Below are 21,522 nucleotides of genomic sequence, written 5' to 3'. Positions count from 1 at the left end.
CGCGCCGACGCACGCGAAAGGGGCGCCCCGGATCGGGGCGCCCCTTTCAACTGGGCGGTGGCGGTGGGATTTGAACCCACGGTGACATCGCTGCCACGACAGTTTTCAAGACTGTTCCCTTAGGCCGCTCGGGCACACCACCCGTGCCCCACCCACCTGCGGCGAAGCAGCCACAGCCTACCGGAGGCGGGGGTGTCGGCTGGGGGTCTGGGGGTTATCCCCCAGGACAGTGCAGCCAAGACTGTTCCCTTGGGCCGCTCGGGCAACCCAGCATCCCGAGCGGCCTGATGGGCCAGGGTCAGCTGTCGCCCTTGCGTTCGCCCAAGGTGACCTGCGCCGTGTGCTCCTGGCCGCCGCGCTTGTACGTGACCGTGACCGTGTCACCCGGCTTGTGCGTCCAGATCGCGCTGATCAGGGTCTGGCCGCTGTCGATCACCGTGTCGTCGAGCTTGGTGATCGTGTCGCCCGCCTTCAGGCCCGCCTTGTCGGCCGGTCCGTTCGGGCTGACCGCGGCGGTGCCGCCGCTGCCCTGGGCGGAGATCTTGGCGCCGTCGCCCGAGGTGGCGCCCGTGGAGGTGTCGGCCATGGCGACCGTGGCGCCGATGATCGGGTACACCGGCTCGTGCGTCGTGCTGGTGATCAGCTGCTGGGCGACCCGGGACGCCTCGTTGATCGGGATGGCGAAGCCGAGGCCGATCGAGCCCGACTGGGAGGTGCCGCTGCTGCTGCCGTTCGACTGGATCGCCGAGTTGATGCCGATCACCGCGCCGCCCGCGTCGAGCAGCGGGCCGCCGGAGTTGCCCGGGTTGATGGAGGCGTCCGTCTGCAGGGCGCTCATGTACGAGGACTTGGCCGACGCGCTGCTGTCGCTGGAGGAGACCGGGCGGTTCTTCGCGCTGATGATGCCGGTGGTGACCGTGTTGGAGAGGCCGAAGGGGGCGCCGATCGCGATGGTCGAGTCGCCGACCGCGACCTTGTCGGAGTCGCCGAGGGCCAGCGGGACCAGGTTGGCCGGGGCGTTCTTCAGCTTGATGACCGCGACGTCGTAGCCCTGGGCGCGGCCGATGATCTCGGCGTCGTACTTCTTGCCGTTGGAGAAGGTCGCGGTGAGGCTGCCGCCGTCGGCCGCGTCCGCCACCACGTGGTTGTTGGTGAGGATGTGGCCCTGCTTGTCGAAGACGAAGCCGGTGCCGGTGCCGCCGCTGCCGTCGGTGCCCTTGGACTCGATGGTGACGACGCTCGGGAGCGCCTTGGCCGCGACTCCGGCGACCGTGTTGGCCGCGCGCTTCACGTCCTGGGCGTTGCCCGAGGCGGAGACGGTGGTCGAGCCGGTCGAGGAGTTGTTGTTGCCGTTCTCCATCTTGTAGCCGACGGCTCCGCCGACGCCGCCCGCGACGATCGCGGTCACCAGGACCGCCGCGAGGAGTCCGCCGATACGGCGCTTCGGCGGCGGGGGCGCGTCCGCCACGGGTGCGCCCCACGGGGCACCGCCGGGGGTCCCGTACGAGGGAACGGCCGGCGGGGGCGGCGGCCAGCCGGCGTCCGCGGCCGACTGCGCCGGTACGGGCTCGGGGTGGGCGGGGGCGGCGGGTGCGACCGGTGCGGGTGCCGGCGTCTGCTCCTGGGCGGCCGGTACGGACGCGGGCGGGCCGTCAGGAGCGGCGGGCGGCACAGGAGGTACGGACGGGGCGGCAGGGGTGTTCTCCGCCGGAGTGCCCTCGTTGGTGCCCTCGTTCTCGGTGCTCACAGCTCTTTCTCCTCAGGGTCCACGTCGTCTTCAGGCAAGAGTCCGCTGTGCAAGTATCTGCGGTCAGCTTTTCCCACGGCACGTCAGGACACCGTAAGCGGGAGCTGTGAGTCCCGCTCCGGGCTTTATTTGGGGCACGATGTCGCGGTGACTCACGCACGGCAGCACAACATCCAGGTAGTCGCCCACCGCGGGGCCTCCGAGGACGCCCCCGAGCACACTCTCGCCGCGTACCAGAAGGCGATCGAGGACGGCGCCGACGCCCTCGAATGCGATGTACGGCTCACGGCCGACGGGCATCTCGTCTGCGTCCACGACCGCCGCGTCAACCGCACGTCCGACGGCCGCGGCGCGGTCTCGGCGCTGGAGCTCTCGGATCTGGCCGCCCTCGACTTCGGTTCGTGGAAAGGACACCCCGACGACAACGAGGCGCCCGACTGGGACCGCGAATCGACCTCCGTACTCACCCTGGAGCGCCTGCTCCAGCTCGTCTCCGACGCGGGGCGCCGGGTGGAACTGGCCATCGAGACCAAGCACCCGACCCGCTGGGCCGGCCAGGTCGAGGCCAAGCTCCTGGAGACGCTGGGCCGGTTCGGGCTCGACGCACCGCCGCCGGGCGAACCGTCGCAGGTACGGATCATGAGCTTCTCGGCGCGCTCGCTGCACCGGATCGCGGCCGCCGCACCGGGCATCCCCACCGTCTATCTGATGCAGTTCGTGACCCCGCGCCTGCGCGACGGACGGCTGCCGGCCGGTGCGCGCATCGCCGGCCCCGGGATGCGGATCGTGCGCAACCACCCCGGCTACATCGCACGGTTGCACCGGGCGGGGCACCGGGTGCACGTCTGGACGGTGAACGAGCCGGAGGATGTGGAGCTCTGTGCGCGGCTCGGCGTGGAAGCAATCATTACGAATCGCCCCAAACAGGTCCTCGGTCAACTCGGCCGCCTCTAGGGTCGGTTACTGGGTGTGCCCCGGCGCGTTCGGACCGTGTTCGATCGTTACGAATGCGTCACCAGGGCCCCTTTGGCCGGTTTCCGGTCCAGTCCATTGGGGCATCCACTCGATGGCGTGGGGCAAAGGAGGTCTCGGGGGTGGCGTTGGTGGTGGCACAGCAAGTGCCCACGTCGTCGAGCATGGCCGTACCCCATGGCCCTGCGGGCGTGGGGGAAGCACGACACCGGATGCGTGATCAGTTGCGCAGCAGCGGGGTGTCCGACTCGGTCGTCGACGATGCCGTTCTGATCCTTTCCGAACTCCTCAGCAACGCCTGCCGGCACGGCAGGCCGCTGGGCGAGGCGGAGATCGGCGACGGTGACGTACGGGCAGCATGGCGGGTGGACAAGGCAGGCAGCCTGACCGTGGAAGTGACGGACGGCGGCGGCCCGACCCGGCCGGTTCCGGCCACACCTTCCGTGACGGCGCGGGGCGGCCGCGGGCTGAACATCATCAGCGCGCTGGCACAGGACTGGGGAGTACGGGACACGGCGGCTGGCGAGGTGACGGTCTGGGTGATCGTGACCGGAGGCCACCGACGCGAGGACTTCGCTACGCGCGTCGCGGGCCCGGGCACGGAGTTCGCGGACGCCTTCGACGAACTGGACTGACGAAGCGGCCCCGTGGGCATCAGCGGCTAGGCTCGCGCCGACATCTTCAAGAGCAGTACGCAGTCGGGAGAGAGCCGCACCATGGCCAAGAAGCGTCCGCAGGCGAAGGCCCCGCAGAAGACCACGGGAGAGATCCCCGTCGTCGGAGCCAGGGAGCCCTGCCCCTGCAACTCGGGCCGCCGGTACAAGGCCTGCCACGGGCGGGCCGCAGCGCACGCCGTGACCGAGCTGGTCCAGCGCCCCTTCGAGGGGCTGCCCGGCGAGGGCGACTGGGTCGCGCTGCGCGAGCTGGTCCCCGCCGCGACCGTGGAGCTGACGCTCAAGGACGGGCTGCCCGAGGGCGTCCCCTCCGTCACGCTCGCGACCGTACTGCCGATGGCGTGGCCCGCGCTGCGCCGCGAGGACGGTTCCGTACTGCTCGGGCTGCAGAACGACACCCCGTCCGGCGACCTCAGCCGCGACCTCGCCGACACCCTGCAGCGCGCGCTGACCGCCACGCCCGGTTCGCCCGTCACCGCGCAGAAGGCGTCGGCCGACGGGCCGCGGCTGCAGGACCTGCTTGACCCGGCCGGGGCCTTCGAGCCCGCCGTGCACACCGGGTTCGAGTTCTGGGTGCCGGACGCCGAGAACGCGACCCCCGAGGTCGCCGCGTCGCTGGAGCGCGCCAACGAGGCCGCGATCCCGACCGTCAAGATCGCCTCCGCGGACGCCGCGTACTGGTGCGAGACGCCGGACAAGAACCACCTGCGCTGGGTCATGACCGTCCCCGAGGAGCAGCTTCTGGACGCGCTCGCCCGGCTGCACGCCGCGGGCACCTCCTCGCTCGGTGTCGGCACCCGGCTCGTCGGGTCCTTCCGGGCGCACGGGCTCACCGTTCCGGTCTGGGACCTGCCGAGCGCGATGGGCGCCGAGGAGTGCGAGAAGCCGGCGGCGGAGTTCGCCGAGCGGCTGAAGGAGGCACTCGCCGCGGACGCGCCGCTGTCGGCGGACGAGCGCCGGGCGCGCGGCGGGCTCACCAACCGCCAAGTGACGCTCAGCTGAGAGTGACGGTCAAGCAGGGGGTCCGGGTGACGCCGGTCACAACTCCCCGTATCGGCAGGTAAATCGCTGTCCGAATACACGGGATCGAATTTGCGAACCGCAGATCTCTTGTTACCGTTCTAGAAGTCCGGTCGTTGGTGCATCCCCCGTCGCCAACGGCCGGACCTTCTTATGTCCCGCTTACATCAACCCGCCGCCGGCGCCGCCGAGTTGCTCCCCGAGCGCAGCAGCAGGGGCCCGTCGCCCGGGCCCGCGAACTCCGCCACCGCCGTGTACTCCACCGGCTTCCCGGCCGTCCGCTCGTGCGGCGTCTCGCAGATTTCCGGCTCATCGTCGGACTCGACGGCACAGTTCACCGTCACGGTTCTGCCGCCGGGGCCCATCACGCTGAGTACCGCGGCCAACTCCCCGCCGGTCGCATTGCGGTAGTAACTCCGCGCCCAGGTGGTGCGCGCATCGCTCATCACGCAGGTCTGCGCCTCGACCCCTTCGGGGGAGGCGAGTTCGGGGCCGCACTGAGTGGACGTATGCGACAGGGCGCCACCAGTCACAGCAGATACGTCGATTCCGGACAGCAGTCCGGACGGCGACGGAGACGGTACGGGGGCCGCGTCGCCCCCCTTGCCCTCCGCGGGCTCGGGACCTGCGGTGGCGGTCAGGGGCAGCAGGACGGTGAAGACCACCACGGCCCCGAGTCCGATCATGCGGAGGTTCATTGGCGCGACGCTATCGACGGAAACGGGCGCGCAGCGGGCCGCGCGCCCATTTCCCTTACAACTGGGGCCTGCTCACACCCGTACGAGTGAGTCGACCAGTGCGTCGACGACCGCCTCGACATCCGGCAGCCAGGGGGCGGACGAACCGGGCAGGGGTGCGCGCTCCCAGTGGACGGGTCCCGCACCCGTCGTGGAGGGCGGCAGCAGCAGATAGCCGCCCTCGCCGTGGAAGCGGAGCGAGTGCGGCACCCGGTCCTTGGCGTGCAGGAGTTCGCCGAGGCGCTCCAGCGAGTACGGGGCGACCAGCAGCGAGAAGCGCTCGCCGGTCGCCACGACCGGGCCGAGCCGCATCCCCTTCAGGTCGAGCGCGGCCAGCGCACGGGCGCCGGCCTCGGCCGGAAGGCTGACCGCGCACGGCGCGCGGCCGCCGGTGGCCAGGATCACGGGTGCGCCCGGCCTGTTGGTCCACCACCAGCGCACCATGCGCTCGTCGGTGGTCGCCGCGAGGAGACCGGGGTCGAAGGGATGTGCGCCGGGGACGGCGCACTCGGGGTCGGGGCAGGCGCAGGCTCCCTTGCGGTCGCCGTCGCCCGAGGCCGCGCATCCCACACCGGGGAGTACGGGCCACTGCCAGTCGACGGCGCAGGTCAGGGCCGCGCCGAGCTGCTCAGGCCGACCATTGCGCCAAAGCCGGAGCCTGCGTCGCCTTCCGAGGATCTCGCGCATGAGCGCTCGTTCCTTTCCGTTGAACGCCGAGGGTCCACATGAGTCCGCATGACACCACGTGTGCATCACTTCACTGCGCGTGCGTGGGCTGACCGATTACTCAAGCGTGTCCATCACTCAAGCATGGCGAGGGGTGGCGCGTGCGTAGCGCGTAACTGTCCCGTCGTACAACCCCGCCACTCGGGGATGGGGCGCGGCCGTCAGCAGATAAGACGCCCGGGTCTCTCGCCAGGTTCCGGGGTCGTCCCAACTGCCCCTGGCCATCACCGATTACGTACCCAGCGTGCTGGCTCAGTCGACCCCCGGTCGGACGGTGGGGGGATATTTTCCGGCCAACTCCCCGGTACCGCCAACACCAGCAGTCCCACTAAGCCAATACTGGACATTCCCTCACTTCTGCGTGTACATGTGGATCCATTGATAGCTGCGCAGAATGACATGGGGGTTTGCGATGCTATTGAGCAAAACGCACCAGTCGAATACCTGGTCGGCATGAGCACCCCGCAGCTGCCGAAAGTGGCTGGAAACGACCCGTCCATTCCTTCTCCCGCGCACACTGCGGCAACAGCCGCACCGGGCGCACTGATCCAGGACCGGCTCGCGGGCTGGGTCTCGGATCTCACCACCCTGCACGAACTCACCGAGCGTCTCGTCCGCACCGGCACCCTCCAGGACGCGCTCCAGGAGCTGCTGCGGGCGGGTGCCGCGCTGGTCGGCGCCCGTCGCGGTCTGGTCGTACTGGAGCCGGCCGACGGTCTCGGTCCGACCGACACCGTCGGTCTCGGGCTCGCCCACGCGGATCTCGGCCACATCGAGACGGTGCCGCGCAGCGCCACCTCGTACGGCCGGATCCTGGAGGGTCTGCCCGACGCCGTCGCCGTGCCCGATCTGCTGGGCGACGAGGAGCTCGACCCGCGCCACCGCGAGGTCGCCGCGCGTCTCGGGTACGCCGCCAGCTACGCCCTGCCGCTGACCGGTGAGGGTTCCGGCCGGGTCGGCGCGGCCGTCTGGCTGTACGACGAGCCCGCCGAGCCCACCGAACGCCAGCGCCATCTCGTCGGGCTCTACGCCCGGTACGCCGGCGAGCACCTCACCCGTCTCCTCGAACTGGAGCGGGCCCGCATCCGGACCGCCACCGTCGCCGAGGAACTGCTGCCCAGCCGGCTGCCCCGGGTCGCGGGCGTCCAGCTCGCCGCCCGCCACCGCACCGGGCCGCGCGGCGGAGGCGACTGGTACGACGCGCTGCCGCTGCCCGAGGGCGCGCTGGGTCTGGCCGTCGGGTCGGTCACCGGTTCGGGTCCCAGCGCGCTCGCCGCGATGGGCCGGCTGCGGGCTTCCCTGCGGGCGTACGCGGTCATGGAGGGCGAGGATCCCGTCGCCGTGCTCTCCGATCTGGAGCTGCTGCTGCGGCTGACCGAGCCCGCCCGCGCCGCCACCGCGCTCTTCGCGTACTGCGAGCCGGGACAGCGCAAGATCGTGCTGGCCGGCGCCGGGCACACTCCGCCGCTGGTCATCGGGGCGCGGCGGTGCGAATTCATCGAGACGTCGCTGTCGGCGCCGCTGGGGATGCTGGCGTGCTGGGAGGCGCCGAGCGTGGAGTTCTCGCCGGCGCCCGGAGAGACGGTTCTGCTCTGTACCGACGGGCTGCTGCACCGGACCGGGGAGCCCATGGACCGGGCGTACGCACGGCTGCACGCGGCTGCCGCGAGCGTGCCGCCGGGGCTGCTCGACGACCCCGGGGCGATCGCCGATCATGTGCTGCACACGGTGCTTCCGGACGGGCTCGACGCGGTGGACAGCGCCGAGGACGTGGTGATTCTGGCGGCCCGGTTCGTGTAGCCGATGTAAGAGGTCCTCCGGCCCTGGGCCCCCTTCCGTACGCCCGTACGATGGAGAGGGTCCAGTGTCGTATCGAGGAGAACCTGTCGTGTCCGAAGAGCTCATTGTCGAAGAGACCGAAGAAGAGCCGATCAAGCAGCGGAAGAACGGCCTCTACGGCGGTGTCTCCGACGAGCTCGCCGAGAACATGAAGTCCGGCTGGGCCGACACCGAGCTGCACGGCCTGGAGCCGATCGCCCAGGCCCCGTACGCCGCCGCTCGCCGCGCCGCGCTCTCCGCGCGCTTCCCGGGCGAGCGCCTGGTGATCGCCGCCGGGAACCTGAAGACCCGCTCGAACGACACCGAGTACAGCTTCCGCGCCTCGACCGAGTACGCGTACCTGACCGGCGACCAGACCGAGGACAGCGTCCTCGTCCTGGAGCCCACCAAGGACGGCCACGAGGCGACGCTCTACCGGCTGCCGCGCTCCGACCGCGAGAACGGCGAGTTCTGGCTCGACGGCCAGGGCGAGCTCTGGGTCGGCCGCCGCAACTCCCTCACCGAGGCGGAGCAGCTGCTCGGCCTTCCGGCGAAGGACGTCCGCGAGCTGGCCGCCGCGCTCACCGAGGCCACGGGTCCGGTCCGTAACGTACGGGGCCACGACGCGGGCATCGAGTCCGCGCTCACCGACAAGGTGACCGCCGAGCGCGACGAGGAGCTGCGCGTCTACCTCTCCGAGGCGCGTGCGGTGAAGGACGCGTTCGAGATCGGCGAGCTGCAGAAGGCCGTCGACTCCACGGTCCGCGGCTTCGAGGACGTCGTGAAGGTCCTCGACAAGGCCGAGGCGACGAGCGAGCGCTACATCGAGGGCACCTTCTTCCTGCGCGCCCGCGTCGAGGGCAACGACATCGGCTACGGCTCGATCTGCGCGGCGGGCCCGCACGCCACGACCCTGCACTGGGTGCGCAACGACGGCGACGTCCGCTCCGGCGACCTGCTGCTGCTCGACGCCGGCGTGGAGACCCACACCCTCTACACCGCGGACGTCACGCGCACGCTGCCCATCAACGGCACGTACAGCGAGCTGCAGAAGAAGATCTACGACGCCGTGTACGAGGCCCAGGAAGCCGGCATCGCGGCGGTCAAGCCGGGTGCCGCGTACCGCGACTTCCACGACGCCTCGCAGCGCGTGCTCGCCGAGAAGCTCGTTGAGTGGGGCCTCCTGGAGGGTCCCGTGGAGCGCGCCCTGGAGCTCGGTCTGCAGCGCCGCTGGACCCTGCACGGCACCGGCCACATGCTCGGCCTGGACGTCCACGACTGCGCCGCCGCGCGCACCGAGGCGTACGTCAACGGGACGCTCGAGCCGGGGATGTGCCTCACCGTCGAGCCCGGCCTCTACTTCCAGGCCGACGACCTGACCGTGCCCGCGGAGTACCGCGGCATCGGCGTGCGGATCGAGGACGACATCCTCGTCACCGAGGACGGCAACACGAACCTGTCGGCGGGGCTGCCGCGCCGTTCCGACGAGGTCGAGGCGTGGATGGCGCAGCTCAAGGGCTGATCACCACCGCGTCGGGGACGCGCTCTCGCGGCCGCTCAGGCGGCGTTGAGCAGCGCGTCCTCGCGCCATTTCAGGACCTTGGAGAAGCGCACCATCGCGCCCCGCCCCGGCCTGTTGCGGAAGTCCGCGTGGTCGCAGAGCTCCTCGATCAGGCCGAGCCCTCTGCCGTTCTCGAGCTCGTGCTCGTTCGCTGTTTCCATTGTTGCGACTGCTGCGGCACGACGCCTGCGTCGTACGGGAAAGCCCGGCCCCGAGTCCGTGACCTCGATGCGGCACCGTTCGCCGTCCAGATACGCGGTCACGCGGTACGCCGCCGAGGAAGCCCCCGCATCCTCTCCGTACCCGCCGTGTTCCACCGCGTTCGCACAGGCTTCGCTGAGCGCGATCGACAGGTCGAAGGAGATGTCGGGGTCGACCCCCGCGGTCTCCATGGTGCCGAGCAGAAGGCGACGGGCGAGCGGAACGCTCGCGGCTTCGCGCCGCAAGTGGAGTGACCACCAGATGCTCATGCTCCAGCCTCCTGGCTGCGGCTCGACATACGGTTACCTATTGCCGCTATCAGGCCTCTGTAAGCGCCCAGTTGACGTGAGAGCGCCCATACGGCGGATGTGCGCGCCCTGTGCGCCGGGGTATGGCGGGTGCGGCGAGGGACCGCAGGGGACGGATGGTGACCTTCCGGACCTGCCGTATGGGGCCCCTAAGGGCAGTGCGATGATGGCCCGGCCATGTCTGCTCCCCTGTCCGGCCCGCGTGCCGGAACCGGCCTCCGGCTGCTGAGGGCTGCGGTGTTCGCCGCGGTCTGCACCGTGCTGTCCGCGTGCGGACATGTGCTGGCCGACGGGGCGACGGTGCCGTGGTGGACCCTGGCCGCCGGCTTCCTGGGGATGCTCGGGGTGGCGGCTCTGCTCGCCGGACGTGAGCGCACGCTGCCTGGTATCGCTGCGGTACTCGCGGGTGGACAGCTGGCCCTGCACACGCTGTTCGGGCTCGGACAGCACTCCATGACGTCGGCTTCGACGATGGTGATGCCGGGTGACGGCTCCACCTCGCTGACCTCGCTCGCGGGCAAGTTCCTCTGCGGGGAGGGCACCAGGCCGCTGACCGACGGGCAGGCCCAGCGCCTTCTGGAGGCGGCAGGGATCAGCCACTCGCAGGTGGCGCACATGTCGATGGCGGGCATGACCCAGACGCAGCAGCCCTCGATGGGGCTGCTGCCGACCCTTCCCATGCTGCTCTGTCACCTGCTCGCCGCGCTGGCGTGCGGCTGGCTGATGCGGCGCGGGGAGGTCGCTCTCTTCCGGCTCGCCCGCCTTTCGGTGCAGGGGGTCGCAGAGGGGGCGCTCGTACGGAGCCTGCGCGCCGCGCTTGCGCTGGCGCACGCCCTGCGGGCCGGTCTCCCGGCGGCGCCCCTGTCCGGGCCGCGCTGCGGACACGTACATCTTCCTGTCCCGCTCCCCACTGCCGGGCAGGCGCTGCAGCACGCGGTGATCCGGCGCGGGCCGCCGGCGGTCTCGTACGACCTCGCTGCCTGACACGGCACCCCCCACGCGGAAAGACAGAGCAAGGGAGCGGTGCCGTGGCGCCCGCTTCTGCTTCAGTCCTGCTCTTTCCTGCTCTCAGTGGAGTGTTCTGCCATGAATTCCGTACGCCGTTTCGCCGTCGCCGGGTCCGTTGCCGCCGCCACCGTCCTGCTCGCGACCGCCCCCGCCTTCGCGCACGTCAGCGTCCAGCCGCAGGGCGCCGCCGCCAAGGGCGGCTACGCCACCGTCAACTTCAAGGTCCCCAACGAGCGCGACGACGCCTCCACCACCAAGCTCGAGGTCAACTTCCCCACCGACCACCCGCTCGCGTCCGTGATGCCGCAGCCGGTTCCGGGCTGGACCGCCACGGTCACCAAGTCCAAGCTCGCCAAGCCGCTGACCGTGCACGGCAAGCAGATCAACGAGGCCGTCTCCAAGGTCACCTGGACCGGCGGGAAGATCGGCCCCGGCGAGTTCCAGCAGTTCCCGCTCTCCATCGGCGCGCTGCCGACCGACACCGACCAGCTGGTCTTCAAGGCCATCCAGACGTACTCCAACAAGGAGGTCGTCCGCTGGATCGAGGAGCAGAAGAAGGGCGCGGAAGAGCCCGAGAACCCGGCGCCCGTGCTCACGCTGACCGCCGCCGAGGGCGACGACCACCACGCCACGGCCGCCTCGGACGACAAGCCCGCCGCCACCAACACCGCGTCGGCGAGCAGCAAGAGCAGCAGTGACACCACTGCCCGTGTCCTCGGCATCGTCGGGATCGTCGTCGGTGTCGCAGGTGTCGCCTTCGGTGTCCTCGCCGGACGCCGCCGCAGCAACGCCTGATCCACACACCCGCCTCAACTGGGACGTTCCTTTCCATGCGCAAGAAGAAGACCCTCGCGGCCGCCGCCCTCGCGGTGGCGGCCGCCCTCTCGCTCGCGGCCTGCTCCTCCGACAGCGGTTCCAGCGAGGGACCGCCGGTCACCGATGTCTCCGCCGAGGCGAAGACGAAGGCCGCGACCGTACTCGACACTCCTTTCACCAAGCCGGACCTGGTCCTCACGGACACGCACGGCAAGAAGTACGACCTGATCAAGCAGACCAAGGGCAAGCCGGTCCTGATCTACTTCGGGTACACCCACTGCCCCGACATCTGCCCCCTCACCATGGGCAATCTGGCCGTCGCCAAGAAGGCGCTGCCCAAGGCCGATCAGGACAAGGTCCAGATCGTCTTCGTCACCACCGACCCCGAGCGCGACACTCCTGCCGCCCTCGGGACCTGGCTCAAGTCGATGGACCCGTCGTTCGTCGGGCTCACCGGTGACTTCTCCACCATCCAGGCGGGCGCCCGCCAGATCGGCATCGGGATCGACCCGCCGAAGAAGGAGAAGGACGGCACGGTCACCTCGATGCACGGCGCCCAGGTCATCGCGTTCTCGCCGAAGACCGACAAGGGTTATCTGCTGTACGGCGACGACGCGTCGGTCGACGACTACACCAAGGACCTCCCCAAGATCATCAAGGGGGAGAACCCGTGAGGCGCGGTGCGGGCGCCTTCGCCATAGCCGCCGTCTGCGGGCTTGCGCTGGCGGGCTGTTCCAGTGACTCGTCGAAGCCTGAGCTCAAGGTCAGCGGTGCGTACATGCCGCAGCCCGTGGGCGACGGCGAGATGGCGGCCGGCTACGTCATCGTCAAGAACACCGGCGGCAGCGCCGACAAGCTCACCTCCGTCACCAGCACGCTCTCGGACGACATCTCCATGCATGTCACCAAGGACCAGAAGATGGAGCAGGTCTCCTCGCTCCCGGTCCCTGCCAAGGGCGAACTGGACCTGGAGCGCGGCGGGAACCACCTCATGTTCATGGGGCTCAAGAAGCAGCCGAAGCTCGGCGAGACGGTGGCCGTGGAGCTGCATTTCGAGAAGACCGACCCGATCACGGTCGAACTTCCCGTGAAGGAGACCACGTACAACCCGAAGAACAGCTGAGGGGCTGACACATGATGACGGCGACCACCTCTCCCCTACGTCCTCGCCTCGGATCCCCGTACGCCCGCCTGCTGCTGGTCGTGGCGGCGGTCCTCGGCGCGCTCTTCGCCGGGGCCGCGCCCGCGTCCGCGCACGCGGCGCTCACGGGGTCCAATCCGAAGGACGGGGAGGTGGTCGCCACCGCCCCCAAGACCGTCGCGCTCACCTTCTCGGAGGAGGTCGCGATGGACGCCAAGTCCATTCGCGTCCTCGACCCGACGGGCAAGCGCGCCGACACCGCCAAGCTCCGCAATCTGTCGAGCGGTTCGACGGTGACGTACGGGGTCGATCTGCACGCCGGGCTGCCGGACGGCACGTACACCGTCGCCTGGCAGGCCGTCTCCGCCGACAGCCACCCCGTCTCGGGCGCCTTCACCTTCTCCATCGGGGCGCCCTCCAAGACCAGCGTCTCGGTCGACGGACAGGCGGTCGGCGGCGGGCTCGCGGGCTTCCTCTACGGGACCGCGCGCTATGCCGCGTACGGCGGGTTCATCGTGCTCGTCGGCGGGGCCGCCTTCGTCCTGGCCTGCTGGCCGAAGGGTGCGGGCGAGCGGCCGCTGCAGAAGCTGGTGGTGCGCGGCTGGCTGACGCTGACCGGGGCGACGCTGGCGCTGCTGCTGCTCCGGGCCTCGTACACCGGTGAGAGCAAGCTGTCCGACCTCTTCGATCTGACCGCTCTGAAGGGTGTGTTGGAGACCAAGGCAGGGGCCGCGCTGGTCTCGCGGCTGATGCTGCTGGGCGCGTCCGCGCTCTTCGTCGCCGTGCTCTTCGGGACGTACGCGAAGAGAGAAGACGAGAAGGAGAAGAAGGACCTCACCTTCGGACTGGCCATCGGCGGCGCGGTCGTGGCCGCCGGGATCGCCGCCACCTGGGCGTTCGCCGAGCATGCGTCGACCGGGATCCAGCCGGGCATCGCGATGCCGGTGGATGTGCTGCATCTGCTGGCCGTGGCGACCTGGCTGGGAGGGCTGACCGCGCTGCTCGTCTCGCTGTTCCGGGCGCCGCACATCGAGCGGGACGCCGTACGGCGGTTCTCGCGGGTGGCGTTCGGGAGCGTCGTGACGCTGGCCGCGACCGGGATCTACCAGTCGTGGCGCCAGGTCGGCTCGTGGTCCGCGCTGACCGGGACCTGGTACGGGCAGCTGCTGATGATCAAGGTCGGGCTCGTGGCCGTACTGGTCGGGGTCGCCTTTGTCTCCCGGCGGTGGACCGCGCAGCTCACCGACACCGCCGCCGCGAAGGCCGCCACCGTGGTGGACCCGGCCGCTCCAGAGCCGGTGACCGTACCGGAAGACCCCAAGCGGGCCGCCCAGTTGGCGCGGCAGCAGGCCGCGCGGACGGCCGTACGGGAGAAGCGCGTACGGGACGCCGATCCGCAGCGCACCGGGCTGCGGCGCTCGGTGCTCGCCGAGGCCGGGGTCGCCGTGGTGCTGCTCGCGGTGACGACCGTACTGACGACGACCGAGCCGGGGCGCACCGAGGAGGAGGCCGGGAAGGCCACCTCCGCTTCGGCCGCCGTCACCTCGGGGCCGACCAACCTCTCGCTGCCGTTCGACACCGGCGGCGCGAAGGGCAAGGGCACGGTCAGGATCGACCTCGACCCGGGACGCACCGGCTCCAACTCGCTGCACGTCTTCGTCGACGGGACCGACGGCAAGCCGTACGACATCCCCGAGATCAAGATCGCCTTCACCCTGAAGGCCAAGTCCATCGGCCCGCTGCCGGTCGTCCCCGAACACCTCGCCGTCGGACACTGGAGCGCGGATGGCGTCCAGATCCCGATGGCCGGCGAGTGGCGTATCGACGTGACCGTACGGACCTCCGACATCGATCAGACGACGGTGTCCAAGAACGTGAAGATCGGCTGAGCAGAACATGAGCGACATCTCCAGGAGGCGGCTCCTCGGGACCGCGGGCGCGGTGGGCGCGGGCGGGCTGGTCATCGGCGCTGCGGGCTACGCCGCGGCCGAGTCGGACCCGCCGGCCGCACTCACCTCACTGGGGTCGACGGGCGTCGCCTTCACGGGCGGTGCGCACCAGGCGGGCATCACGGAGCCCGCGCAGTCCACCGGCCACCTCGTCGCCTTCGACCTGGCGGCGGGCGCGGGACGGACGCAGGCCGCGGCACTGCTGCGGCGCTGGTCGGCGAGCGCGCGCTCACTGATGGCGGGCGATCCGGTCGGCGACACGGACACCGACATCGCGCTGGACGCGGGCCCGTCCTCGCTGACCGTCACCTTCGGCTTCGGCCGCTCCTTCTTCGACCGTACGGGCCTGACCGCGCAGCGCCCGTCGCAGCTCGACCCGCTGCCCGACTTCTCCGGCGACCGCCTCGACGCGAAGCGCTCGGGCGGCGACCTCTGGGTGCAGATCGGCGCCAACGACGCGCTGGTCGCCTTCCACGCCCTGCGCCAACTGCAGAAGGACGCGGGCTCGGCGGCCCGGGTCCGCTGGCAGATGAACGGCTTCAACCGGGCGCCGGGCGCCACGGCGTCCCCGATGACCGCACGGAATCTGATGGGGCAGATCGACGGGACGGGCAACCCGAAGGAGTCGGACGACGACTTCGCGGCGCGGATCTTCGTGCCCGCGTCGGGGCAGCCGGCGTGGATGGCGGGCGGTTCGTACGCCGTCGTACGCCGGATCCGGATGCTCCTCGACAGCTGGGAGCACCTCTCCACGCACCAGCAGGAGCAGGTCATCGGGCGGCGGAAGAAGGACGGCGCCCCTCTTTCGGGTGGTACCGAGACCACCGAGATGGACCTCGACAAGCGGGGCACGGACGGGAAACTCCTCGTCCCCTCCGACGCCCACGCACGGATTTCGGCGCCGGAGCAGAACGGCGGGGCCGCGATGCTGCGCCGCCCGTTCTCGTACCACGACGGTGTCTCGGCGGACGGGACACCCGACGCCGGGCTGCTCTTCGTCTGCTGGCAGGCGGATCCGCTGAAGGGCTTCGTGCCGGTGCAGCGGAAGCTCGACCGGGGCGATGCGCTGTCGGCCTTCGTACGGCACGAGTCGAGCGGCCTTTTTGCCGTACCGGGCGGGCCGAAGGCCGGGGAGTACGTGGGGCAGCGGCTTCTCGAAGGGTGACCGCGCGGCTCACGTACGGCCTATTAGGGTGACCGTATGTCAGCCACGCGCTTCACCTATCTGGGTCCTGAAGGCACTTTCACCGAGGCGGCACTGCGCACGCTCCCCGAGGCCGCCACCCGGGAGCTCGTCCCGATGGTGTCGGTGCCGGCCGCGCTGGACGCGGTACGGAACGGGGAGGCCGCGGCAGCGCTCGTACCGATCGAGAACTCCGTGGAGGGCGGCGTCACCGCGACCCTCGACGAACTCGCGGGCGGCGAGCCGCTGATGATCTACCGCGAAGTGCTGCTGCCGATCGCCTTCGCGCTGCTGGTGCGGCCCGGGACGAAGCTCAGCGACGTGAAGACGGTGACCGGGCACCCGGTCGCCCAGCCGCAGGTGCGCAACTGGCTGCGGGCGAACCTCCCCGAGGCGCTGTGGGAGTCGGCCGCTTCGAACGCGGACGGCGCGCGGCTCGTGCAGGAGGGGCGGTACGACGCCGCCTTCGCCGGGGAGTTCGCGGCGGCGACGTACGGGCTCGTGCCGCTGGTGACCGAGATCCATGACGCGGAGAACGCCGAGACCCGGTTCGTGCTGGTCGGGCGGCCCGCGCGGCCCGCTTCGCCGACCGGGGCGGACAAGACGTCGGTCGTGCTGTGGCAGCGCGAGGACCACCCCGGTGGGCTGATGGAGCTGCTGCAGGAGTTCGCGATCCGCGGGGTCAACCTGATGCTGCTGCAGTCCCGGCCGACCGGGGCCGGCATCGGCAACTACTGCTTCGCCATCGACGCGGAGGGGCACATCGCGGACCGGCGGGTCGGTGAGGCGCTGATGGGGCTCAAGCGGATCTGCCCGGAGGTGCGGTTCCTGGGGTCGTATCCGCGGGCGGGGGTCGCGCCCGGCGACGTACGGGAGACGCTGCCGGGGACGTCGGACGCCGCGTTCATGGCGGCCGCCGACTGGCTGGCGCGGAGCCAGGACGGGCGGGCCTGAGCGGCCTTTCCGCTCGCTTCGGAGGCCTTTCCGCTCTTCCTACCTGCAGATTTGCACTGTCCACAGAAGTTATCCACAGGTCGCTGTCTCGACCTGGGGACAAGTCGACAGGATTGGGTGGGACGGTCGACAAATCGCCCTAGTGACGACACTTCCGTCCACAGGGGGGTGGGTCGGACCGTGTCACCCCAATTCCATTGATCAACTCTTTAGGGCGAGCAATTCCCACTCGAAAGAGCGTGTGAACAGGGTTTGAACCGGGAATCCTCTGCCCCGCATGCGGCTTTCGGAATGATCTATTCCGTCATCCACAGAACTCCCGCACAGCCTGTGGATAACTTTTCCCGACTGTGGATTCCTGTGGATGAACGATCCCCAACTCCCGCCAGCGGCAAGGGAAGTGGGTCAACCGGGCGGCGCGCCCATGCCCCATTCCGGGGAAGGGGCCCGGCTTTATTGACGCATGACCCGGCCGCCTTGTCCCTGCGTATTCCTATTGCGGAGATACTGCCTCAATTCGGACAAAGCGACACGCAAGGCAATATCGAGTCGAGGGGCGGAACCGCGCACCGGTAGCCTGGTGGGGTGATTGACCTTCGCCTGCTCCGTGAGGACCCCGACCGTGTTCGCGCCTCCCAGCGCGCCCGTGGAGAGGACGTCGCGCTCGTCGACGCCCTGCTCTCCGCCGACGAGCGGCGCAGGTCGTCCGGACTCCGCTTCGACGAACTCCGCTCCGAGCAGAAGTCGCTCGGCAAGCTCATCCCCAAGGCCCAGGGGGAGGAGAAGGCCGAGCTCCTGAAGAAGACCGGTGTTCTCTCCGCCGCCGTGAAGGCCGCGGACGCCGAGCAGAACGAGGCGGACGAGGAGACCAAGCGTCTGCTGCTGCTCCTCGGCAACATCGTCCACACCGATGTCCCGGTCGGCGGCGAGGAGGACTTCGTCGTCCTCGAGACGCACGGCACCATTCGTGACTTCGAGAGCGAAGGGTTCGAGGCCAAGGACCACCTGGAGCTCGGCGAGGCGCTCGGCGCCATCGACGTCGAGCGCGGTGCGAAGGTCTCCGGCTCGCGCTTCTACTACCTGACGGGCATCGGCGCTCTCCTCGAGCTCGCGCTGGTCAACGCGGCGATCGCGCAGGCCACCGAGGCCGGGTTCATCCCGATGCTCACGCCGGCGCTGGTGCGCCCGCGCGCCATGGAGGGGACGGGCTTCCTCGGCCAGGCCGCCGAGAACGTCTACCACCTGGAGAAGGACGACTACTACCTCGTCGGTACGTCCGAGGTGCCCCTCGCCGCGTACCACATGGACGAGATCATCGACGCGGACAAGCTGCCGCTGCGGTACGCGGGCTTCTCGCCGTGCTTCCGCCGCGAGGCAGGTACGTACGGGAAGGACACCCGGGGCATCTTCCGGGTGCACCAGTTCGACAAGGTCGAGATGTTCTCGTACGTCCACCCGGACGAGGCCGAGGCCGAGCACCAGCGGCTCCTGGAGTGGGAGAAGCAGTGGCTGACCGGACTTGAGCTGCCCTTCCAGGTGATCGACGTGGCGACCGGCGACCTCGGCTCCTCGGCCTCGCGGAAGTTCGACTGCGAGGCGTGGATCCCGACGCAGGGCAGGTACCGCGAGCTGACGTCGGCATCCAACTGCGACGGCTTCCAGGCGCGGCGGCTCTCGGTCCGTATGCGCGAGGACAAGAAGGTCCAGCCGCTCTCGACGCTCAACGGCACGCTCTGCGCGGTGCCGCGGACGATCGTGGCGATCCTGGAGAACCACCAGCTGGCCGACGGGTCGGTGCGCGTGCCTGAGGTCCTCAGGCCGTACCTCGGGGGACGCGAGATTTTGGAGCCCCTGGCCAAGTGAGCACTTCCCCCGGCACTCTCCCGTACAAGCTGATCGCGACCGATCTCGACGGGACGCTGCTGCGGTCCGACGACACGGTCTCGGCCCGTACGCGTGACGCACTCGCCGCTGTGACGGCGGCGGGTGCGGCGCACATCATCGTCACGGGGCGGGCCGTCCCGTGGACCCGGCACATCCTCGACGACCTCGGTTACGAGGGGCTCGCAGTCTGCGGTCAGGGCGCGCAGCTCTACCACGCTGGCGAGCACCGACTGCTGACCTCCGTCACCCTGGACCGGCAGCTCGCCGGGATCGCGCTGGCCAAGATCGAGGCCGAGGTCGGGCCGCTGGCGCTCGCCGCGAGCCGGGACGGGCTCGACGGGGAAGTGCTGGTCGGCCCGGGTTACGCCGTACAGGAGGGGCCGCTTCCGGTCGTTCCGTTCGACGATCTGGCCGAGCTGTGGGCGGCGCCGCTCAACAAGGTCTACGTCCAGCACCCGGGGCTGAGCGACGACGCGCTGGCGCAGGTCGCGCAGCAGGCGGCCGGGGGTCTGGTGGACGTGGTCATGGCGGGTGCCGGAGTCGTGGAGCTCCTGCCGCTGGGGCTGTCCAAGGCGACCGGTCTCTCGCTGGCCGCGCGGCGACTGAAGGTCACCGCGGCGGACACCATCGCGTTCGGGGACATGCCGAACGACATCCCGATGTTCGGGTGGGCGGCGCACGGGGTCGCGATGTCCAATGCGCACGAGGCGCTGCTGGCCGTGGCGGACGAGGTCACCGACTCCAATGAGGAGGACGGTATCGCCGTGGTGCTGGAGAGAATGCTCACAAGCGCCTGACCTGCGAAAACGCTGTTCTCATACGTCTCACAGACGATTCATGGCGTTCTGTTGGAACGGTCGTCCTAGCGTCGGATGTATGGATGACGACCTGGGAAAGAAGAGACGACGCCGGCTGCGACGGACCGCTGTGACCGCGCTCACCGGGCTGGCTGCGGCCGGAGTGGTGACGTTCGCGGTGGAAAGTTCCTCGCACATCAACGCGGAGCCGGTCTCCAAGGTCAGTGACAAGCCTTCGGCCGCTTCCAGCTCCGCCTCCGCCTCGACCTCCACCTCTGGAGAGTCCGCCGACGCCGCGCTGTCGCGCGCGCTGGGCGCGGTGGCAGCGGAGGGCAGCTATCAGGTGGCGGCGCTGGATCTCGACTCCGGTGCGTCGGTTTCGTACGCGAGCGGCAGCAGTGCCGACACGTACGACACCGCGAGCATCGTGAAGGTCGACATCCTGGCGACGCTGCTGCTGCAGGCGCAGGACAGCGGGACCACGCTCACCGCCGAGCAGCAGACCCTCGCGACCTCGATGATCGAGAACAGCGACAACAACGCGACCAACACGCTCTGGAACGAGATAGGCGGGGCGTCCGGTCTGGACGCCGCCAACCAGACCTTCGGGCTGACGGAGACCGTCGCCGGGACGGACGGCGACTGGGGTCTGACGCAGTCGACCGCCGACGACCAGGTGAAGCTGCTGCAGGTGGTGCACGGGGACGACTCCCCGCTGACTGCGGACTCGCAGACGTACATCCAGCAGCTGATGGCGAATGTCGAGGCCGACCAGCAGTGGGGCGTTTCGGCCGCTGCCGACAGTGGGACCTCGATGCAGCTGAAGAACGGGTGGCTGCAGCGGTCCGCCACCGAGCTGTGGGACATCAACTCGGTCGGCGAGGTGACCGTGGACGGGGACTCGGTGCTGATCGCGGTCACGTCGAGTGGATCGTCGACGGAGAGCGCCGGCATCGGCCTGGTGGAGACCGTCGCCGAGGCGGCGGGGGACGCGGTCGCGTCGGTGTAGGTACGTGGCGTGGGCGGAGGATGCGCGGATCGAACGCGCGCGGGGTTTTCGGCCCCGACGACGGCTTAGCAAGCCGCTGCCTTACCACTCGGCCAATCCTCCGGGAGGGCGGCCCGTGCGCGATGCGCATGAGAAGGCCGCCCGGGCGGTTCGTCCGTGGGCGGCACGTCGGAGTGAGGTGACGTTACTCCGGTGCCTGCCCCGTCCCGCCCTGCTGGGAGCTCGACGGACTCGAACTCTCGGTCATCGTCTCGCTCCTCTCCCGGTCCGGTGGGGTCTGGTCGTGTTCTGCCTCAACTACTGTGCCCCGCGCGGGTGTTCGACGCCACTCCTTTTTGGTGAGCGGCCAGCAGGTCAGTCCGATGGCGAGGGCGGCCGCGTGACCGAGGTCCGTGAACGTACCGCCGGTGAACAGCGGAATACCGAAGAAGGCGACGGCGCCGGCGAGGTAGAGCCAGCGCCAGTGGCCGTGCACGCGGTACGTGAGGATGCCGATCGAGGCGGCGAGACCGTAGCTCACACCGATGTCGACGACATGGGCCATCCGGAGCGGGACCCGGTGGCTCTCGATGCTCATCAGGACGATCTTCTGGCTGATGAGGGTGGCGGCGATGTGCGCGGTCGTCACGACGAAGAGCCAGCGCAGCGTGCCGAGCCAGCGCTCGACCGGGGCGTGGAAGGTCTCGAAGAGCACGAAGTAGAGGAGGACCGATGACGGGTTCTCGATCCAGAACGCGCTGAGCAGCAGGGACTGCACGGGGTGGGCGGAGAGCTGCACGATGTTGCTGCTGTTGCGCTCCAGGAGGAAGCGTTCCAGGCCTTCGGTGGAGAGCTCGATGACGATGCTGGTGATCACGATGATCAGCAGCCAGATGTGCGTGCCGGGCGTGGAACGGATCCAGCTTCTGAGGGGGCGGGAGGGCTCCGGGTGCCCGGGCGGCGGCGTCACGGTCTCATCTTGGCGCATACGGCTGTGGCAGGAGTTGTAGGATGATTGGGCAACCGGGTGAATGGAGT

Annotated in this window: 20 protein-coding genes and 2 tRNA genes; 15 read left to right on the top strand and 7 right to left on the bottom strand. The window is 70.0% G+C overall.

Annotated features, from left to right (window positions below; translation table 11 throughout):
• Positions 1–55: 55 nt before the first annotated feature.
• A tRNA-Ser gene (locus OG707_RS20050) sits at positions 56–142 on the bottom strand.
• A 156-nt stretch (positions 143–298) separates the two neighbouring features.
• A complete protein-coding gene (locus OG707_RS20045; protein WP_329120198.1) occupies positions 299–1,747 on the bottom strand; it encodes a S1C family serine protease in 1,449 nt (482 codons plus the stop codon).
• A gap of 147 nt (positions 1,748–1,894) precedes the next feature.
• On the opposite strand from OG707_RS20045, the gene OG707_RS20040 reads away from it, so the two are divergent.
• From OG707_RS20040 to OG707_RS20030, 3 genes are all read left to right on the top strand, one after another.
• Positions 1,895–2,701, top strand: a complete 807-nt coding sequence (locus OG707_RS20040) for a glycerophosphodiester phosphodiesterase (RefSeq protein WP_329120196.1) — start codon at positions 1,895–1,897, stop codon at positions 2,699–2,701.
• A gap of 53 nt (positions 2,702–2,754) precedes the next feature.
• Entirely contained in the window at positions 2,755–3,354 is a 600-nt protein-coding gene (locus OG707_RS20035; RefSeq protein WP_329120194.1) for an ATP-binding protein, read from the top strand.
• A gap of 81 nt (positions 3,355–3,435) precedes the next feature.
• A complete protein-coding gene (locus OG707_RS20030; RefSeq protein ID WP_329120192.1) occupies positions 3,436–4,395 on the top strand; it encodes a DUF5926 family protein in 960 nt (319 codons plus the stop codon).
• A gap of 185 nt (positions 4,396–4,580) precedes the next feature.
• On the opposite strand, the gene OG707_RS20025 is transcribed toward OG707_RS20030, so the two are convergent.
• Both OG707_RS20025 and OG707_RS20020 read right to left on the bottom strand, forming a co-directional pair.
• On the bottom strand, positions 4,581–5,111 hold the full coding sequence (locus OG707_RS20025) for a hypothetical protein (protein ID WP_329120190.1): 531 nt from the start codon (positions 5,109–5,111) through the stop codon (positions 4,581–4,583).
• Positions 5,112–5,183: 72 nt separating this feature from the next.
• The gene (locus OG707_RS20020) at positions 5,184–5,837 is read right to left on the bottom strand and encodes a bifunctional DNA primase/polymerase (RefSeq protein ID WP_329120188.1); all 654 of its coding nucleotides are present in this window, start codon (positions 5,835–5,837) and stop codon (positions 5,184–5,186) included.
• 375 nt (positions 5,838–6,212) lie between these two features.
• Here OG707_RS20020 and OG707_RS20015 point away from each other — a divergent pair, with 375 nt between their 5' ends.
• Positions 6,213–7,676 (top strand): PP2C family protein-serine/threonine phosphatase, encoded by a 1,464-nt coding sequence (locus OG707_RS20015; RefSeq protein ID WP_329127885.1) that lies wholly within the window; start codon positions 6,213–6,215, stop codon positions 7,674–7,676.
• A gap of 88 nt (positions 7,677–7,764) precedes the next feature.
• Positions 7,765–9,216, top strand: coding sequence for an aminopeptidase P family protein (locus OG707_RS20010; RefSeq protein ID WP_329120185.1), 1,452 nt, complete (start codon positions 7,765–7,767; stop codon positions 9,214–9,216).
• A 35-nt stretch (positions 9,217–9,251) separates the two neighbouring features.
• On the opposite strand, the gene OG707_RS20005 is transcribed toward OG707_RS20010, so the two are convergent.
• The gene (locus tag OG707_RS20005; protein WP_329120183.1) at positions 9,252–9,725 is read right to left on the bottom strand and encodes an ATP-binding protein; all 474 of its coding nucleotides are present in this window, start codon (positions 9,723–9,725) and stop codon (positions 9,252–9,254) included.
• 216 nt (positions 9,726–9,941) lie between these two features.
• On the opposite strand from OG707_RS20005, the gene OG707_RS20000 reads away from it, so the two are divergent.
• From OG707_RS20000 to OG707_RS19955, 10 genes are all read left to right on the top strand, one after another.
• Complete coding sequence (locus OG707_RS20000) at positions 9,942–10,748, top strand: hypothetical protein (RefSeq protein ID WP_329120181.1); 807 nt, start codon at positions 9,942–9,944, stop codon at positions 10,746–10,748.
• 102 nt (positions 10,749–10,850) lie between these two features.
• Positions 10,851–11,567 (top strand): YcnI family copper-binding membrane protein, encoded by a 717-nt coding sequence (locus OG707_RS19995; RefSeq protein ID WP_329120179.1) that lies wholly within the window; start codon positions 10,851–10,853, stop codon positions 11,565–11,567.
• 35 nt (positions 11,568–11,602) lie between these two features.
• Positions 11,603–12,262 (top strand): SCO family protein, encoded by a 660-nt coding sequence (locus tag OG707_RS19990; RefSeq protein ID WP_329120177.1) that lies wholly within the window; start codon positions 11,603–11,605, stop codon positions 12,260–12,262.
• Positions 12,259–12,711 (top strand): copper chaperone PCu(A)C, encoded by a 453-nt coding sequence (locus OG707_RS19985; protein ID WP_329120175.1) that lies wholly within the window; start codon positions 12,259–12,261, stop codon positions 12,709–12,711. Before OG707_RS19990 ends, OG707_RS19985 begins: the two co-directional genes overlap by 4 nt.
• Positions 12,712–12,725: 14 nt before the next feature.
• A complete protein-coding gene (locus OG707_RS19980) occupies positions 12,726–14,618 on the top strand; it encodes a copper resistance CopC/CopD family protein (protein WP_329127883.1) in 1,893 nt (630 codons plus the stop codon).
• 7 nt (positions 14,619–14,625) lie between these two features.
• The gene (efeB, locus tag OG707_RS19975) at positions 14,626–15,843 is read left to right on the top strand and encodes an iron uptake transporter deferrochelatase/peroxidase subunit (protein WP_329120172.1); all 1,218 of its coding nucleotides are present in this window, start codon (positions 14,626–14,628) and stop codon (positions 15,841–15,843) included.
• A gap of 36 nt (positions 15,844–15,879) precedes the next feature.
• Positions 15,880–16,815: a prephenate dehydratase gene (gene pheA / locus OG707_RS19970; RefSeq protein WP_329120170.1), complete on the top strand. Its 936-nt coding sequence runs from the start codon at positions 15,880–15,882 to the stop codon at positions 16,813–16,815.
• A gap of 585 nt (positions 16,816–17,400) precedes the next feature.
• A complete protein-coding gene (serS, locus tag OG707_RS19965; RefSeq protein ID WP_329120168.1) occupies positions 17,401–18,678 on the top strand; it encodes a serine--tRNA ligase in 1,278 nt (425 codons plus the stop codon).
• Entirely contained in the window at positions 18,675–19,496 is an 822-nt protein-coding gene (locus OG707_RS19960) for an HAD family hydrolase (protein ID WP_329120167.1), read from the top strand. The genes serS and OG707_RS19960 overlap by 4 nt, the downstream gene beginning before the upstream one ends.
• 79 nt (positions 19,497–19,575) lie before the next feature.
• On the top strand, positions 19,576–20,505 hold the full coding sequence (locus tag OG707_RS19955; RefSeq protein WP_329120165.1) for a serine hydrolase: 930 nt from the start codon (positions 19,576–19,578) through the stop codon (positions 20,503–20,505).
• A 14-nt stretch (positions 20,506–20,519) separates the two neighbouring features.
• On the opposite strand, the gene OG707_RS19950 is transcribed toward OG707_RS19955, so the two are convergent.
• Both OG707_RS19950 and OG707_RS19945 read right to left on the bottom strand, forming a co-directional pair.
• A tRNA-Ser gene (locus OG707_RS19950) sits at positions 20,520–20,607 on the bottom strand.
• 82 nt (positions 20,608–20,689) lie between these two features.
• On the bottom strand, positions 20,690–21,454 hold the full coding sequence (locus tag OG707_RS19945) for a rhomboid-like protein (protein WP_329120163.1): 765 nt from the start codon (positions 21,452–21,454) through the stop codon (positions 20,690–20,692).
• Between the last annotated feature and the right edge of the window lie 68 nt (positions 21,455–21,522).

It is taken from the genome of Streptomyces sp. NBC_01465 (assembly GCF_036227325.1).
GTDB lineage: Bacteria > Actinomycetota > Actinomycetes > Streptomycetales > Streptomycetaceae > Streptomyces.
Note: the sequence above shows the minus strand (reverse complement) of the source record. Positions and strands in the feature narration are given on the sequence as shown.

Coding starts and splice junctions, on each gene's coding strand:
- OG707_RS19980 (WP_329127883.1), top strand. CDS start 12,726: ATGACGGCGACCACCTCTCCCCTACGTCCTCGCCTCGGATCCCCGTAC.
- OG707_RS19990 (WP_329120177.1), top strand. CDS start 11,603: ATGCGCAAGAAGAAGACCCTCGCGGCCGCCGCCCTCGCGGTGGCGGCC.
- OG707_RS19995 (WP_329120179.1), top strand. CDS start 10,851: ATGAATTCCGTACGCCGTTTCGCCGTCGCCGGGTCCGTTGCCGCCGCC.
- OG707_RS20025 (WP_329120190.1), bottom strand. CDS start 5,111: ATGAACCTCCGCATGATCGGACTCGGGGCCGTGGTGGTCTTCACCGTC.
- OG707_RS20035 (WP_329120194.1), top strand. CDS start 2,755: ATGCGTCACCAGGGCCCCTTTGGCCGGTTTCCGGTCCAGTCCATTGGG.
- pheA (WP_329120170.1), top strand. CDS start 15,880: ATGTCAGCCACGCGCTTCACCTATCTGGGTCCTGAAGGCACTTTCACC.
- OG707_RS20005 (WP_329120183.1), bottom strand. CDS start 9,725: ATGAGCATCTGGTGGTCACTCCACTTGCGGCGCGAAGCCGCGAGCGTT.
- OG707_RS20000 (WP_329120181.1), top strand. CDS start 9,942: ATGTCTGCTCCCCTGTCCGGCCCGCGTGCCGGAACCGGCCTCCGGCTG.
- OG707_RS20020 (WP_329120188.1), bottom strand. CDS start 5,837: ATGCGCGAGATCCTCGGAAGGCGACGCAGGCTCCGGCTTTGGCGCAAT.
- OG707_RS20030 (WP_329120192.1), top strand. CDS start 3,436: ATGGCCAAGAAGCGTCCGCAGGCGAAGGCCCCGCAGAAGACCACGGGA.
- OG707_RS19955 (WP_329120165.1), top strand. CDS start 19,576: ATGGATGACGACCTGGGAAAGAAGAGACGACGCCGGCTGCGACGGACC.
- efeB (WP_329120172.1), top strand. CDS start 14,626: ATGAGCGACATCTCCAGGAGGCGGCTCCTCGGGACCGCGGGCGCGGTG.